The sequence below is a fragment of the Flavobacterium frigidum genome (assembly GCF_048286795.2).
This window is the reverse complement of record NZ_JBLVPT020000005.1, coordinates 23,147-39,204: the sequence shown is the minus strand read 5'-3', so window position 1 is coordinate 39,204 and position 16,058 is coordinate 23,147. Positions and strand designations below refer to the sequence as shown.

At 35.0% G+C, this 16,058-nt stretch carries 7 protein-coding genes and 1 pseudogene; 7 read left to right on the top strand and 1 reads right to left on the bottom strand.

The window, feature by feature from the left end; genetic code table 11:
- Positions 1–30: 30 nt before the first annotated feature.
- The 3 genes from ACNQGB_RS07495 (at position 31) to purL (ending at position 7,839) form a co-directional block, all read left to right on the top strand.
- Positions 31–1,875 (top strand): endonuclease, encoded by a 1,845-nt coding sequence (locus tag ACNQGB_RS07495; RefSeq protein ID WP_417943363.1) that lies wholly within the window; start codon positions 31–33, stop codon positions 1,873–1,875.
- 329 nt (positions 1,876–2,204) lie between these two features.
- On the top strand, positions 2,205–4,046 hold the full coding sequence (locus ACNQGB_RS07490) for an endonuclease (RefSeq protein WP_417943364.1): 1,842 nt from the start codon (positions 2,205–2,207) through the stop codon (positions 4,044–4,046).
- A 91-nt stretch (positions 4,047–4,137) separates the two neighbouring features.
- Complete coding sequence (gene purL, locus ACNQGB_RS07485; RefSeq protein ID WP_417943365.1) at positions 4,138–7,839, top strand: phosphoribosylformylglycinamidine synthase; 3,702 nt, start codon at positions 4,138–4,140, stop codon at positions 7,837–7,839.
- Positions 7,840–7,923: 84 nt separating this feature from the next.
- Here purL and ACNQGB_RS07480 read toward each other — a convergent pair whose 3' ends face one another.
- On the bottom strand, positions 7,924–8,847 hold the full coding sequence (locus tag ACNQGB_RS07480) for a LysR family transcriptional regulator (protein ID WP_417943366.1): 924 nt from the start codon (positions 8,845–8,847) through the stop codon (positions 7,924–7,926).
- A gap of 933 nt (positions 8,848–9,780) precedes the next feature.
- Between ACNQGB_RS07480 and ACNQGB_RS07475 the strand changes: the two genes are divergently transcribed.
- The 4 genes and pseudogenes from ACNQGB_RS07475 (at position 9,781) to ACNQGB_RS07460 (ending at position 15,998) form a co-directional block, all read left to right on the top strand.
- Positions 9,781–11,556, top strand: coding sequence for an AMP-dependent synthetase/ligase (locus ACNQGB_RS07475; protein ID WP_417943367.1), 1,776 nt, complete (start codon positions 9,781–9,783; stop codon positions 11,554–11,556).
- A gap of 22 nt (positions 11,557–11,578) precedes the next feature.
- Positions 11,579–12,631, top strand: a pseudogene (locus ACNQGB_RS07470) (proline iminopeptidase-family hydrolase).
- Positions 12,632–13,064: 433 nt separating this feature from the next.
- Positions 13,065–13,547 carry a MarR family winged helix-turn-helix transcriptional regulator gene (locus tag ACNQGB_RS07465; RefSeq protein ID WP_309755153.1) on the top strand — a complete coding sequence of 161 codons (483 nt, stop codon included), beginning with the start codon at positions 13,065–13,067 and terminating at the stop codon, positions 13,545–13,547.
- A gap of 60 nt (positions 13,548–13,607) precedes the next feature.
- Positions 13,608–15,998 carry a 3-hydroxyacyl-CoA dehydrogenase/enoyl-CoA hydratase family protein gene (locus ACNQGB_RS07460; RefSeq protein WP_417943368.1) on the top strand — a complete coding sequence of 797 codons (2,391 nt, stop codon included), beginning with the start codon at positions 13,608–13,610 and terminating at the stop codon, positions 15,996–15,998.
- Positions 15,999–16,058 lie beyond the last annotated feature (60 nt).

The following is a 16,058-nucleotide window of genomic DNA, read 5'->3' as shown; positions in this document are numbered from 1 at the left end:
TTTTAAACAATTTCAACCAATTATCAAATTATGAAACAAATTTACTCCTTGCTCTTTTTATTACTTTTCACAGTAGCTTTTGGTCAAGCACCTGCAGACTACTATACAACGGCGACTGGCACGGGATATACCTTGAAAACGCAACTTTACAACATTGTCAAAGGTCATACAATTCAGGATTACGCAGGCCTTTACATTACTTACGAAACCTCTGACATAGATAATTTTTTTGAAAAAGATGGTTCTGTATTAGACATGTATTCTGAAAATCCTGCAGGAGTAGATCCATACACCTACAGCATTGCAACTGCACAACGTTGCGGAAGTGCCGGTTACACCAAAGAAGGAGATTGCTACAACAGAGAGCATATCATACCACAATCTGTATTCAACGAACAATCACCAATGGTTTCTGATGCTCATTTTATTACTCCAACAGACGGAAAAGTAAATGCGATCCGTTCTAATTTCCCTCATGCCAATGTAACAGTGGTAAGCGAAACGACCCGTAACGGAAGTAAATTAGGTACTGGTTCTATATCAGGATATACGGGTCAAGTATTTGAGCCAATTGATGAATTCAAAGGTGATATTGCCCGTATGTATTTTTATTTTGCAACTCGCTATGAAAATACTGTTTCAGGTTATAATTTTCCAATGTTTAATAACTCCACTGGAAAGGTTTTTACTGATGCCTTTTTAGCACAACTAATTTCTTGGCACAATCTAGATCCAGTAAGTCCACGTGAAATAGAGAGAAACAACGCTATTTACGCACGTCAAAACAACCGTAACCCATACATAGATAACCCTAGTTATGTTGCAGCTGTTTGGACAACAGAGCCTGCAGATACTCAAGCCCCTTCAGCAGTTACTAATCTAGCAGTTAGCAATACAACGTCTAATACAATTACTTTGACATGGAACGCAGCTAGTGATAATGTTGCAGTAACTGGTTATGATGTTTATTTGAATGGTTCATTAAAAACAAATACTGCTGGATTAACCACAACCATAACTGGATTACTTCCATCAACTAGTTATATATTTTATATCATAGCAAAAGACGATGCAAGAAACTCGTCTGTGGCTAGTGAATCAGTAACAGGAACAACAACTGCAGCCCCTACTGGTGGAACGACAGCTTCAGAAATATTCTTCTCGGAATATGTAGAAGGAAGTAGTTTAAATAAGGCTTTAGAAATAGCTAATTTTACAGGAGCAGCGGTCGATTTATCTGTTTATTCCATTAGAAAACAGTCCAATGGCGCCGGAGCTTGGAGTGCAGGGTTAAATTTAACAGGAACATTGAATTCAGGTGCTGTATTTGTTTTGGTAGATCCACAAATGGCAACAACTTGTTATCCAGTAACTAGTGCCAATTTATCGTCAGCTCAAGAAGCATTTAATGGAGACGATCCTATGGGGTTATTTAAAAATGGAGTGTTAATTGACATCATTGGAACTTTCAACGGCGGTACTGCCAAATTTGGTGAAAATGTTACCTTACGCAGAAAACCAAGCATCACTGCTCCAAATACTACTTTTGATAAAACGGCAGAATGGGATTCATTTGTAAGTAATACTTGTGACGGACTAGGTACTCACGCAATAGCAACGCTGTCACGTGAAGACTTCGAAAGTAATGAAATCCTTCTTTACCCAAACCCTTCTAATGGAGTCGTGAAGATTAATTTTCCAAGTACAAATGAAACATATTCTGTGCAAATATTTTCGACAATAGGACAAAAAGTCTTTGAAAAAGAATTCACTAACAGTTCTTATGCCGTAATAAACAATCTTCAGAATGGAGTTTACATTGTTAAAATAACTAATAACTCGCAATCAGTTACTAAAAAACTAATTGTGAACTAGTAATTAATAACATAATGAAATTTAAAGCGGCATAAATTGCCGCTTTTTTTATTCCCTAATTAGAAAATTGCTGCAGTATTTTAAATAATAGTAATCCAAAATATGCTGCTACAGCTTTTAAAATTAGAATTTATTTTATTTAAGTAAGACTTCGCTTATGATAGCTGAAATGTTAATAGTTTTGTTAAAAAATTCTTAAATACCTTTACAATTTCTTAACATGAAACAGCTTTAAAGTTATAAATTTGCGCGACTTTACTTTTTTTAAACTTGAGAGTCAAGTTTTTAAATATTGAAGTTAACTACAAAAACCATAACAACTTTAAACAATGAAAAAAATTTACTCTGCATTATTATTCTTATTCTTATCTGTTGCATCAGCACAAGCACCGAGCGGCTATTACAGTACAGCAACGGGAACCGGCTACACTTTAAAAACCCAACTATACAATGTAATAAAAGGGCATACTGATCAAGGGTATGCTGGACTCTGGAGTACCTACGCTACATCGGATAGGGACCATCAAAATGAAAATGACAACACTATTTTTGACCTGTATTCTGAGAATCAAAACGGAGCCGATCCATACACTTTTATTCTTACAACAGAACAATGTGGTACTTATTCAGTTGAGGGCGATTGCTACAATAGAGAGCACGTAATTCCACAATCTACTTTTAATTCTGCAGCACCAATGGTATCTGATGCACATTTTATTCCACCAACTGATGGAAAAGTAAACGGCATACGTTCTAGTTTTCCACATGGTAACGTAGCAACGGCATCAATAACAACTTTAAACGGAAGTAAGTTAGGCACAAGTGCTGTTTCTGGATACACTGGAACTGTTTTTGAACCAGCGCCGGCTTTTAAAGGCGATATAGCCCGTATGTATTTTTATTTTGCTACACGTTATGAAAATACGGTAGCTGGCTATCCTTTTGCCATGTTTAATGGTAGCAGCAACCAAGTATTCACGACCGCATTTTTAAATTTGTTACTTTCATGGCATGCCAATGACCCTGTGAGTGCAAGAGAAATTGAGAGAAATAATGCTATTTATGCACGCCAAGGAAATAGAAATCCTTTTATTGACAATCCCGCTTATGTAAGCGCTATTTGGGGCGGAACTACAGGAGGTGGAACAACCGACACTACGGTTCCTAGCACACCAACATCGCTAACATCAACAGCTAAAACGACAACATCAGTAACACTTGCATGGAATGCATCTACTGATAACGTAGGCGTAACAGGCTATAATGTATATGTAAATGGTGTTTTAAGAACAACGGTTACCACTTTGAACACTGTTGTGGGTAGCTTGACAGCAGCCACTAGCTATACCTTTACTGTGCGAGCAAAAGATGCAGCAGGAAATTTATCTGCAACGAGTAATTCTTTGACTGTAGTTACTAATTCGAACAACACCGCAACTGATTTATTATTTTCGGAGTATATAGAAGGTTCTTCAAATAATAAAGCGTTAGAAATTTCAAATGCTACTGGTGTAGCAGTCAACTTATCCATCTACAACATCAAAAAACAAAGCAATGGCGCTGGAGCGTGGAGCGCAGGCTTATCTTTATCTGGAACCTTGAGTTCTGGTAGTAAATTCACTATCGTAAATAGTCTAATGTCCTCTTCTTGTTATGCTACTAGCGCTGCCAATCTTTCTACATCTGCTACCGAAATGGCATTTAATGGAAATGATGCTGTGGGTCTGTTCAAAAACGGAATTCTGATTGATATCATTGGTACATTCAATGGCGGAACTGCAAACTTTTCAATTGATGAAACCATCCGCAGAAAAGCGACTGTAACGGCGCCTTCAACCACTTTTAACAAAGCTACTCAATGGGATGTCTTTGCATTAGACACTTGTAATAACTTAGGAAGTCGTGTGCTTGCAAAGGAGCCAAAGACTACTCTTGCTGTTGCTCTTGATGCCATTGTTATTTATCCAAATCCATCCAATGGAACTTTTAATATCAATAATTCGAACCAAATGTATTCTATCGAAGTCTACTCGATAATCGGTCAGAAAATTTTCAGTGCAGAAAACACTACCAAATCTGAAATTACAATTCCAAATATTGCTCGAGGAACCTACTTGGTTCGCATCAGTACCAATCAGGAATCAGTCATAAAGAAATTAATAATCAACTAAATTAAAAAGCGGCAAATTGCCGCTTTTTTTTTGCTTAAAATGTAATCAAAATTGATTAAATTTGCACCGCAATACAACAAACTACACAACAATGATTCATTTCTTTGAAAACCAAAGTAAAACCGTTTTTGCAGTACAAACGCAAAACGAAATCTCAGCTCAAGACATTTCAAAACTCAATTGGCTTTTTGCCGACGCACCTATTCTAGAAAAATCCGTACTCACGGATTTTTTTGTTGGACCTCGTGCCGCTATGGTTACACCATGGAGCACTAACGCAGTAGAAATCACTCAAAACATGGGGATTTCTGGAATTATTAGAATTGAAGAATTCGAAAAGGTAGCAGCTGACTTTACTGATTTTGATCCGATGTTACTTCAAAAATACTCGGAATTACATCAAGATATATTTACTGTAAATATTGAACCTGAAGCTATTTTAGAAATTGATGATATTGATGCCTATAACAAACAAGAAGGTTTAGCTTTAAGTTTAGAAGAAGTTGAATACTTAGATAATTTGGCAACCAAATTAAGCAGAAAACTTACGGATTCTGAAATTTTTGCTTTCTCACAAGCCAATTCGGAACACTGTCGTCATAAAATTTTTAATGGAACTTTTGTAGTGGATGGCGAAGAAAAACCAACTTCATTATTCAAATTAATCAAAAAAACATCGGAACAAAATCCTAGAGATATTGTTTCAGCTTATAAAGACAACGTAGCTTTTGTTAAAGGTCCGAAAGTCACACAATTCGCACCAAAAAGTGCTGACAAACCAGATTTTTACGAAGAAAAAGAATTTGAATCGGTATTGTCATTAAAAGCAGAAACACACAATTTCCCAACAACTGTGGAACCTTTCAACGGAGCTGCAACAGGTTCTGGAGGAGAAATTCGTGACCGATTGGCTGGTGGACAAGGTTCATTACCATTAGCAGGAACAGCGGTTTACATGACTTCCTATTCGAGATTGACCAACAATCGTAAACACGAAGAAGCTATGGCGGAACGTCCTTGGTTGTATCAAACGCCAATGGATATTTTGATTAAAGCCTCAAATGGAGCTTCAGATTTTGGAAACAAATTCGGGCAACCGTTAATTACAGGTTCGGTTTTAACTTTCGAACACGAAGAAACCACCCCTAACCCCTCCAAAGACGGGGAATTAAAAAACCGTAAGTTAGGTTATGACAAAGTAATCATGCAAGCAGGTGGAATTGGGTACGGAAAATTAGATCAAGCCATTAAAAAGAAACCACAAGAAGGCGATAAAATTGTCATTCTTGGTGGAGAAAATTATAGAATTGGAATGGGTGGAGCTGCCGTTTCATCAGCAGATACAGGAGCTTTTGGTTCAGGAATTGAATTAAATGCCATACAACGATCGAATCCAGAAATGCAAAAACGTGTTGCGAATGCCATTCGTGGTTTAGTGGAAAGTGACCACAATCCAATTGTTTCTATTCATGATCATGGTGCGGGTGGACATTTAAATTGTTTGTCAGAATTAGTTGAAGAAACAGGTGGATTAATCGATTTAGATAAATTACCAGTTGGAGATCCAACACTTTCTGCCAAAGAAATCATCGGAAACGAATCTCAAGAAAGAATGGGATTAGTGATTGGTGAGAAAGATATGGACGTCTTACAAAGAATTGCAGATAGAGAACGCTCACCAATGTATGAAGTCGGTGTAGTTACTAATGATCACAGATTTACATTCCAATCCAAAACTACAGGTTTAAAACCTATGGATTATGCTTTGGAAGACTTTTTCGGAAGTTCACCAAAAACCATTATGAATGACAAAACAATTGCTAGAAATTATAGTAATTCAGAATATAACTCAAAAGAAATCCCAACGTATTTAGAGCAAGTTTTACAACTTGAAGCTGTAGCTTGTAAAGATTGGTTAACAAACAAAGTCGACCGTTGTGTGGGTGGAAAAGTGGCCAAACAACAATGTGCTGGACCTTTACAATTGCCATTAAACAATGTCGGCGTGATGGCTTTAGACTTCAAAGGAAAAGAAGGAATTGCCACATCCATTGGCCACGCTCCTATTTCAGCTTTAATTGATCCAGTTGCTGGAAGTCGAAATGCAATTGCAGAATCGCTTTCTAACTTAGTTTGGGCACCATTGAAAGAGGGTTTAGATTCAGTTTCTTTATCTGCAAATTGGATGTGGGCTTGTAAAAATGAAGGTGAAGATGCGCGTTTATACGAAGCTGTAAAAGGTTGTTCTGATTTTGCTATCGAATTAGCAATCAACATTCCAACCGGAAAAGATTCCCTTTCGATGAAGCAAAAATATCCGAATGATGAAGTAATTGCACCAGGAACAGTTATTATTTCAGCTGCTGGAAATTGTTCAAATATTACGAAAGTTGTAGAACCTGTTTTACAACATAATGGCGGAAATATTTACTACTTAAACTTATCTCAAGATGCTTTTAAATTGGGAGGTTCGTCATTCAATCAAACACAAAATAAAATAGGTAATGAAACGCCTACTATCAAAAATGCTGCTTTCTTCAAAAAAGCATTCAATACCTTACAAGATTTAATTAAAGAAAGAAAAATCAAAGCTGGACACGATATTGGAAGTGGTGGTTTAATCACAACTTTACTAGAAATGTGCTTTGCTGATGTGAATTTAGGAGCAAATTTCGACTTAACTTCTATTAATGAAATCGATTCTACTAAATTATTATTCTCTGAAAATATTGCAGTTGTTTTCCAAGCAGACGTTGAAGTAGAAGCAATATTTAAAGCCAATAGAATTGAAATTTTCAATATTGGAACGGTTACGAATTCGGATACTATTTCTATTGTAAATCATGAAGATAAATTTGAATTTTCTTCAAAAAAATATAGAGAAATTTGGTTTGAAACATCTTTCTTATTAGATCAGAAACAAACCAAAAATGGCAAATCATTAGAGCGTTATGAAAATTTCGCGAATCAACCTTTACATTTTACTTTCCCATCTCATTTTGACGGAATCCTCACCCCCAGCCCCTCTCCAAAGGAGATGGGAGATAGACCAAAAGCGGCAATTATTCGTGAAAAAGGAAGTAATTCGGAACGTGAAATGGCAAATGCTATGTATTTGGCTGGTTTTGATGTTAAAGACGTTCACATGACCGATTTAATTTCCGGTCGCGAAACCCTGGAAGACATTCAGTTCATTGGAGCTGTTGGAGGTTTCTCTAACTCTGATGTTTTAGGCTCTGCCAAAGGGTGGGCTGGAGCATTTAAATATAATGAAAAAGCAAATACAGCTTTGAAGAATTTCTTTAAAAGAGAAGATACGATTTCGGTTGGAATTTGTAATGGTTGCCAGTTGTTTATGGAATTGGAATTAATCAATCCAGAACATACAGTTCATGGGAAAATGTTACACAACGACAGTCAAAAACACGAAAGCATTTTTACATCGGTAACAGTTCAAGAAAATAATTCGGTGATGTTATCTACCTTAGCGGGAAGCACTTTAGGTGTTTGGGTTTCACATGGGGAAGGAAAGTTCAATTTACCTGAATCAGAAGAAAATTATAGTATTGTTTCTAAATATGCTTACAATAATTATCCAGCAAATCCCAATGGTTCTGATTTTAATGCGGCTATGCTATGTGACAGAACAGGTCGCCATTTGGTGATGATGCCGCATATTGAGCGTTCTACTTATCAATGGAACTGGGCAAATTATCCAAAAAATAGGAATGACGAAGTTTCGCCATGGCATGAAGCTTTTGTAAATGCGAGAAAATGGGTTGAGAAAAATTAATTTAATTATAATATGCAAAGCGCTTTCGAAAGGGAGCGCTTTTTTTACATAATTAAAACAACATATGCGCAACGATATTAAAAATTAGTAATCTTCAGACCAATTGAATTTTTCTTTTACAATATTACTTTTTTCTTTTTTAATATAGTCTAATAGTGCACCAGCTGCAGGAGAGTGTTTTTTCCCTTTGAGCCATATCAAACTCCAAGTAGTTTTAATTGGCAAACCCTTAAAGGGAATGATTTGTAATTCCTTGTTTAAGAGTTCGTTTTTTATTCCTATTAATGGCATAATAGAACATCCTAAACCTGCAATAACTGCCTGTTTAACCGCTTCATTTGAAGTTAGCTCCATTTTTTTTCGAATTAAAACAGTATTTCTCTCTATAAAATTCTCCATCATTTGACGAGTTCCAGAACCCTTCTCTCTATAAATAAGAGGTATTTCTGTAAATATGTCTTTTGAATTTTCAAGCCTTTTAGAATCAGTTTTGCTGTTGGCAACCAAAAACAATTTGTTTTGCAATAAATCTAATTTTTCAATATTTAAAGAAGCAGGCAATACCGATACTAGTGCAAAATCAATTTCATTTTTCTCCAAACTACTAATTACACGACTCTTATTGGTAACATCCATTTGCAATTCAATTCCAGAATTTACTTTCATAAAATCAGCTAGAAAATATGGCATTACATATTTACCAGTTGAAACAATAGATACTTTTAATCGTCCTGTTAGTTGCCCCTTATAGGCCATAGTTTTAAAATTGATAGTCTCTACTTGATCAATTACATTTTGAGCAACCTCAGCAATTTCAGTTCCAAACTCAGTTACATACAATCTTCTACCAACCACTTCTGTTAACGGAATATCAAATTGATCCTGAAAATTTTTAAGTTGAATGGAGACGGCTGGTTGCGTTAAGTGAAGTTCCTCTGAAGCCTTTGTAACGCTCTGTGTTTTAACAACTTTTAAAAATATCTGGAGTTGGTGTAAAGTATAGTTCATATATTAATTTATTGATAACTATTACAAATGTAAATAAAAAACAACAAAGAAGATAAACTATCTTTACTGTTAATTTTTTAATATTATTAATAAGTATATATTATATTATGTAATTATATTTATTTTTTTAAGTAAATATCTAAATTAATGGAACTACCGCACTAAGCGTGCGATGGAATGAGCTCTCTATCATTACTTTTCTAATATTTTGAATTAGTAACCAAATACCAAGATAATGATTTTGCATGGAGAGGTTTATTGCATTCGCTTAACTGAAAGCTTTATTCAGTTAAGCGAGTATTTCTTTTTTGTAATTGAAAAAGTAAAGTCAAAGGATCAAGTCAAACCTAGAAATGGTTTTTTAAATAATTAATTACTGGTTTAATTAGTTTTTTTTGCAGTACTATTTAGGCGAATTTTTTAGTTATAACCACACCAGACAGTTCAAAACCAGAATTTATTCCCATTAGTATTTGAAAACTTTAGTAATATTTAAAATGCAATATTAATACTCACTTATCATTTTCTATTAAAGTTTTAAGAACTTAATACTTTGAATTATATATTAGTGTACTATTTAATCTCAAAATGCAAAGAATTAAGTTCTTTAGAATAAATATTGCCATAAATACCCCGCAATTTCGCAGGTGATACAGACTACTAAAAGTGAATTATCATCAGCTACTTAGAAGATTTTATAAAAATAGCTGTTTATTTTTCTGTAAAAAAGTAAGAAGTCATTTAGGTAACAAATTCATTTAGAAAACCTATAAAAATCAAATTCATAGTTTACTATCAACTTTTTACACTTAATTCAAAGAAAACGATTTCGTAAAAAGTGTCATTTCTAGTTTAATTTTTCATTTAATTTTTGAAATTTAACAATTTTTATTAAATTTTATTTAATTTGCGCGTCAATTCAATTTTCGCATAATGACTTCAATCACCAGACTTTTTGATTTTCCCTATTATCAACAAGATAAATACACTTCAATTCCAGATGCTTTAACAACAAAGCAAAATGGAGTTTGGATAAAAACTTCTACACAAGAATACATTGCAAAAGCAAATGCTGTTTCGAGAGCACTTTTGAAAATGAATGTTCAAAAAAACGATAAAATTGCCATTATTTCTACTAATAATAGAACCGAATGGAATATTATGGATATTGGTGTGTTGCAAACTGGTGCGCAAACTGTTCCCATTTACCCAACAATTTCTGAAGATGATTACGAATATATCCTGAATCACTCTGGAGCAATCTACTGTTTTGTATCGGATGCAGAAATTTTAAGGAAGATAAATTTAATTCGTGATAAAATTCCAAACGTGAAAGAAATCTATTCTTTCAACGAGATTGAAGGCTGTAAAAACTGGAACGACTTACTAATTTTAGGTGTTGATACTGGAAATCAAAGTGAAGTTGAGGATCGTAAAAACAACGTACAATCCGAAGATTTAGCGACTATAATTTATACTTCGGGAACCACAGGAAAGCCTAAGGGAGTTATGCTTTCGCATAAAAATATTGTTTCAAACGTATTGGATAGTGCCTCCAGAATTCCTTTTGAAGCAGGTAAAAGCCGTGCATTGAGTTTCTTGCCTATTTGCCATATTTTCGAAAGAATGATTTTGTATTTATACCAATATTACGGAGTTTCGGTATATTTTGGTGAATCAATTGATAAAATTAGTGACAATCTAAAAGAAGTTAGACCAACTGTTATTACTGCAGTTCCAAGACTTTTAGAAAAAGTATACGATAAAATTTACGCAAAAGGAACTGAGTTGACAGGCATCAAAAAGAGTTTATTCTTTTGGGCAATAGATCTAGGGTTGCGTTATGAACCTTATGGCAAAAATGGTTTTTGGTATGAGTTCCAACTCAAAATTGCTCGCAAACTTATTTTTAGCAAATGGAAAGAAGGTTTGGGTGGCAATCTTGATTTAATGGTTTCAGGAAGTGCCGCTTTACAACCACGATTGGCTCGTATATTTGCTGCAGCTGAAATTCCAGTAATGGAAGGATATGGTTTAACCGAGACCTCGCCGGTAATATCCGTTAACGATATTAGAAATAACGGTTTCAAGGTCGGCACCGTAGGGAAAGTCATCGATAATGTTGAAGTAGTTATTGCTGAAGATGGGGAAATTCTTTGCAAAGGACCTAATGTAATGATGGGTTACTATAAAGACGAAAAATTAACTAGCGAAGTAATTACAAACGGATTCTTCCACACAGGAGATATTGGAGTTTTTGATGATTATGGCTTCTTGAAGATCACCGATCGTAAAAAAGAAATGTTCAAAACCTCAGGAGGAAAATACATTGCACCGCAGTTAATCGAAAATACGATGAAACAATCCCGTTTTATTGAGCAAATTATGGTAATAGGTGACGGACAAAAAATGCCGGCAGCCTTTATTCAGCCAAGTTTTGAATTTGTTAAAGAATGGGCAAATATTCACGGAATTGATGTTGGAAAAAGCAACGAAGAAATCGTTTCTAATATAAAAGTTATTGCCAGAATTCAGGAAGAAATTGACAATCTAAATGAAAAATTTGGAAATTGGGAGAAAATAAAACGTTTTGAACTTACACCTGACGTGTGGTCTATTGAAGGCGGACAGCTCACTCCTACTCTAAAACTGAAACGAAAAATAGTGATGGAGAAATATACTGATTTGTTCTATAAAATCTACAATTAGCCTTTAATAAAGCCGTTCAGTTATGAAATTAAAAGTACTTATTGGCTCGGTAATTAGTGTCTTCTTTTTTTCTAATTGTCAAGAAAAACAAAAGCAAGATTCCATTAAGGACAATTATTTAGACTTTTCTAAACGGGACGACCAGCTAACTGGTGGCATCAAAATGATTCCAATTAAAACGCCTAAAGGCACTTTCAACGTTTGGACAAAACGAGTAGGCAATAATCCAAAAATAAAAGTACTGCTCTTGCACGGTGGGCCGGGATTGACACACGAACTCTATGAATCTTTTGATGGGTATTTTCCTAACGAAAGTATCGAATACATCTATTACGACCAATTGGGTTCGTATTACAGCGACCAACCTAATTATAACAGTTTATGGACTAATGAACGTTTTGTAGAAGAAGTAGAGCAAGTACGCATCGCATTAGGCTTAAACAGTTCTAATTTTTACCTGATGGGACAATCTTGGGGCGGAATCCTTGCAATGGAATACGCTTTGAAATATCAAAAAAACCTGAAAGGCTTGATTATCTCTAATATGATGGCAAGTGCAGCGGAATAAAATGCTTACGCAAAAGACGTTCTGGCACCGCAATTGGACCCAAAAATCCTAAAGCAATTACAGGATATTGAAAATAGTAATGATTTTGATAATCCAAAATACAGTGAATTACTTTTTAAATATTATTACACAGAACATGTATTGAGAATGCCACTCGAGAAATGGCCAGAATCCATCAACCGCTGTTTCAAGCACATTAATCCTAATGTATATGTGTATATGCAAGGTCACAGTGAATTTGGAATCACCGGAAATGCAACCCTTAAAAATTGGGATGTAAAAGCCAGACTGAAAACCCTAACAGTTCCTACCTTAAGTATTGGTTCTAAATACGACACGATGGATCCCGAACACATGAAATGGATTGCTAACGAAGTTCAAAACGGACGTTTCTTGTTTTGCCCTAACGGAAGTCACCTTTCGCAGTATGATGATCCAAAAACCTATTTTCCAGGAGTAATCAAGTTTTTAAAAGATGTGGACAATGGAAGTTTTAAAACATCTTAAAAAATAATTTCAATTGAAAACCACGATTAGACTTCGTGGTTTTTTAATTTTACAAAGAGAATAAAAACTATAAAACGGTTTACTTACTATCTAAAAAATAGCGATTCCCAACATTGCCAAACTATTACTACTTATCATAAAAAAAGTCTGTGCTTGAACTCATTTTGGATAACTTCTTCATTTTTATTTGCGTAAGGGACCGAAGTGGTATCCTTTTATAAAATCCCATTTTTTTTTGGGATTTTATAAAAGATATAACGGAGCGCCCGACCCGCAGGGATACGCCCCAAAAAAAAATAATTCGAAAAATTAGTTTAAACAACTCTATTTCAGTGTAGTTTTTTTATATTTAATATCTTTTAACAAAAAAATAGTCGGATATATTATGCGTGCATAGTATTTTTTGTTATATTTGAAATCGATATAGTTACTTATGAAAGATAAAACGATAGATTATATTTTACGTGCCACTTGGCAAGCTGTGGCTAGAATGTATAATGAGGAAGCGTCGAAATACGATGCGAGTATGGCTACCGGATTTGCTTTATTGAGTATAGACAAGGAAGGTGGAACGCCATCGACTTCTTTAGGTCCAAAGATGGGGATGGAAGCAACAAGTTTGACTAGAACCTTAAAATCAATGGAGGAAAAGGGTCTAATTATTCGAAAGAAAAACCCTGAAGATGGTCGTGGTGTATTGATTTACCTTACCGATTTTGGTAAAGAAAAAAGAGAATTATCTAAAAATACCGTGTTGAAATTTAATGAAACGGTTAAGCAGCATATTTCAGAAGAGAAACTGCAACACTTTATAGAAGTGGCAGATACCATTAATGAATTAATTATAGATAAAAATATTTTTAATCCTACAAGTGTCAACGAATTAACAGAGAAAATAGAAAACGAAATCGCATAATATAAAGTAGTGATACTTTTGAACGAAATCTTTTCAAATACCAAACAAATATAACAAAGTATGAAACGCACAATTAAAAAAGTTGCAGTGATTGGATCCGGAATTATGGGCTCAGGAATTGCTTGCCATTTTGCCAATATTGGGGTAGAAGTCCTACTATTGGACATTGTTCCAAGAGAATTGACAGATGCAGAAGCTAAAAAAGGTCTTACGCTGGAAAGCAAAGTAGTAAGAAACCGATTAGTGAATGAGCATTTATCCAACTCTTTAAAATCGAAGCCCTCTACTATTTACAGTCAAAAATTTGCTAGCCGAATTACTACCGGAAACACAACGGATGATATGGCTAAGATTGCCAATGTAGATTGGATTATCGAGGTAGTTGTGGAGCGTTTGGATATTAAAAAATTGGTTTTTGAACAAATTGAAAAATTTAGAAAGCCAGGAACTTTGGTAACATCGAACACTTCTGGGATTCCAATTCACTTTATGAGCGAAGGACGCAGTGAAGATTTTCAAAAACACTTCTGCGGGACACACTTTTTTAACCCAGCGCGTTACTTAAAATTATTCGAAATCATCCCTGGTCCACAAACTTCAACAGAGGTTTTGGATTTCTTAACTATATACGGAGAAAAATTCTTGGGAAAAACATCGGTTGTTGCCAAAGATACTCCAGCATTTATTGGAAACCGTATTGGTATTTACGGAATTCAAAGTTTGTTTCACTTGGTAAAAGAGTTGGGATTAACGATTGAAGAAGTTGATAAATTGACTGGCCCAGTTATTGGTCGTCCAAAATCGGCTACTTTTAGAACTGTAGATGTAGTTGGACTGGACACTTTGGTACATGTTGCCAACGGAATTTACGAAAATTGTCCAACAGACGAACAACACGAGTTGTTCAAACTTCCAGAATTTGTCAATAAAATGATGGAAAACAAATGGTTGGGAAGCAAAACAAATCAAGGTTTCTACAAAAAAGAAGGAAAAGATATTCTGACTTTAGATTTAGACACTTTAGAATATAGAGCAGCCAAAAAAGCTTCATTTGCAACTTTAGAGTTAACTAAAACTATTGATAAACCCATCAATAGATTTAAAGTTCTAGTAAAAGGAAAAGACAAAGCAGGAGAATTCTACAGAAAAAGTTTCTCTGGAATGTTTGCTTATGTTTCGAACCGTATTCCTGAGATATCTGATGAATTATACAAAATAGACGATGCCATGAAAGCTGGTTTTGGATGGGAAAATGGACCATTCGAAATTTGGGATGCCATTGGAGTTGAAAAAGGAATTGAAATCATGAAAGCCGAAGGTCTTGAGCCTGCTGCTTGGGTTACTGAAATGATTGCTTCTGGAAGTAAAAGTTTTTATACTATTAAAGAGGGAGCTACCTATTTCTACAATATTCCAACTAAATCACAAACTAAAGTTCCGGGTCAAGATGCTTTTATCATCCTGAACAACATTCGCGAAACCAAAAAAGTTTGGAGTAATAGCGGTGCTATCATCCAAGATTTGGGAGATGGAATTTTGAATTTAGAATTCCAATCTAAAATGAATACTATTGGTGGTGATGTTTTGGTTGCTATCAATAAAGCAATCGATTTGTCCGAAAAAGAATATCAAGGTTTGGTTATTGGAAATCAAGCAGCGAATTTCTCTGTCGGAGCCAATATAGGAATGATCTTCATGATGGCGGTAGAGCAAGAATATGACGAGTTGAATATGGCCATCAAAATGTTCCAAGACACGATGATGCGAGTGCGTTATTCTGGAATTCCAGTAGTAGTTGCTCCTCACGGAATGACGTTTGGTGGTGGTTGTGAAATGAGCTTACATGCAGATAAAGTAGTTGCTGCAGCCGAAACCTATATGGGTCTTGTTGAATTTGGTGTTGGGGTTATTCCTGGCGGTGGAGGTTCGAAAGAATTGGCGATGCGTGCATCTGATTTATTCCGTAAAAATGATGTGGAATTGAATGTTTTACAAGAATATTTCATGACTATTGCTATGGCAAAAGTATCGACTTCGGCTTACGAAGCATTTGATACTGGACTTTTAAAACACGGTAAAGATATTGTAGTGGTAAATAAAGACCGTCAAATTGCCGAAGCTAAGAAACATGCCTTATTAATGGCCGAAGCAGGCTATACACAACCAATTAGAAGAACGGATGTGAAAGTTTTGGGTAAACAAGCCTTAGGAATGTTCTTAGTTGGAACCAATCAAATGGTTGCCGGTAAATACATCTCAGAACACGATTTGAAAATTGCAAACAAATTGGCGTATGTAATGGCTGGTGGAGATCTATCAGAACACACTTTGGTATCTGAACAATATTTATTGGACATTGAGCGCGAGGCATTCTTGTCACTTTGTACCGAAAGAAAAACACTAGAACGTATCCAGTTTATGTTAACCAAAGGGAAACCACTTCGCAATTAATTTTAAATTATAAATTATGAATTTTAAATGCCTTTCAATTATTTCAGGATTTAAAATTCA

Coding starts and splice junctions, on each gene's coding strand:
- ACNQGB_RS07475 (WP_417943367.1), top strand. CDS start 9,781: ATGACTTCAATCACCAGACTTTTTGATTTTCCCTATTATCAACAAGAT.
- ACNQGB_RS07490 (WP_417943364.1), top strand. CDS start 2,205: ATGAAAAAAATTTACTCTGCATTATTATTCTTATTCTTATCTGTTGCA.
- ACNQGB_RS07460 (WP_417943368.1), top strand. CDS start 13,608: ATGAAACGCACAATTAAAAAAGTTGCAGTGATTGGATCCGGAATTATG.
- ACNQGB_RS07480 (WP_417943366.1), bottom strand. CDS start 8,847: ATGAACTATACTTTACACCAACTCCAGATATTTTTAAAAGTTGTTAAA.
- ACNQGB_RS07465 (WP_309755153.1), top strand. CDS start 13,065: ATGAAAGATAAAACGATAGATTATATTTTACGTGCCACTTGGCAAGCT.
- purL (WP_417943365.1), top strand. CDS start 4,138: ATGATTCATTTCTTTGAAAACCAAAGTAAAACCGTTTTTGCAGTACAA.
- ACNQGB_RS07495 (WP_417943363.1), top strand. CDS start 31: ATGAAACAAATTTACTCCTTGCTCTTTTTATTACTTTTCACAGTAGCT.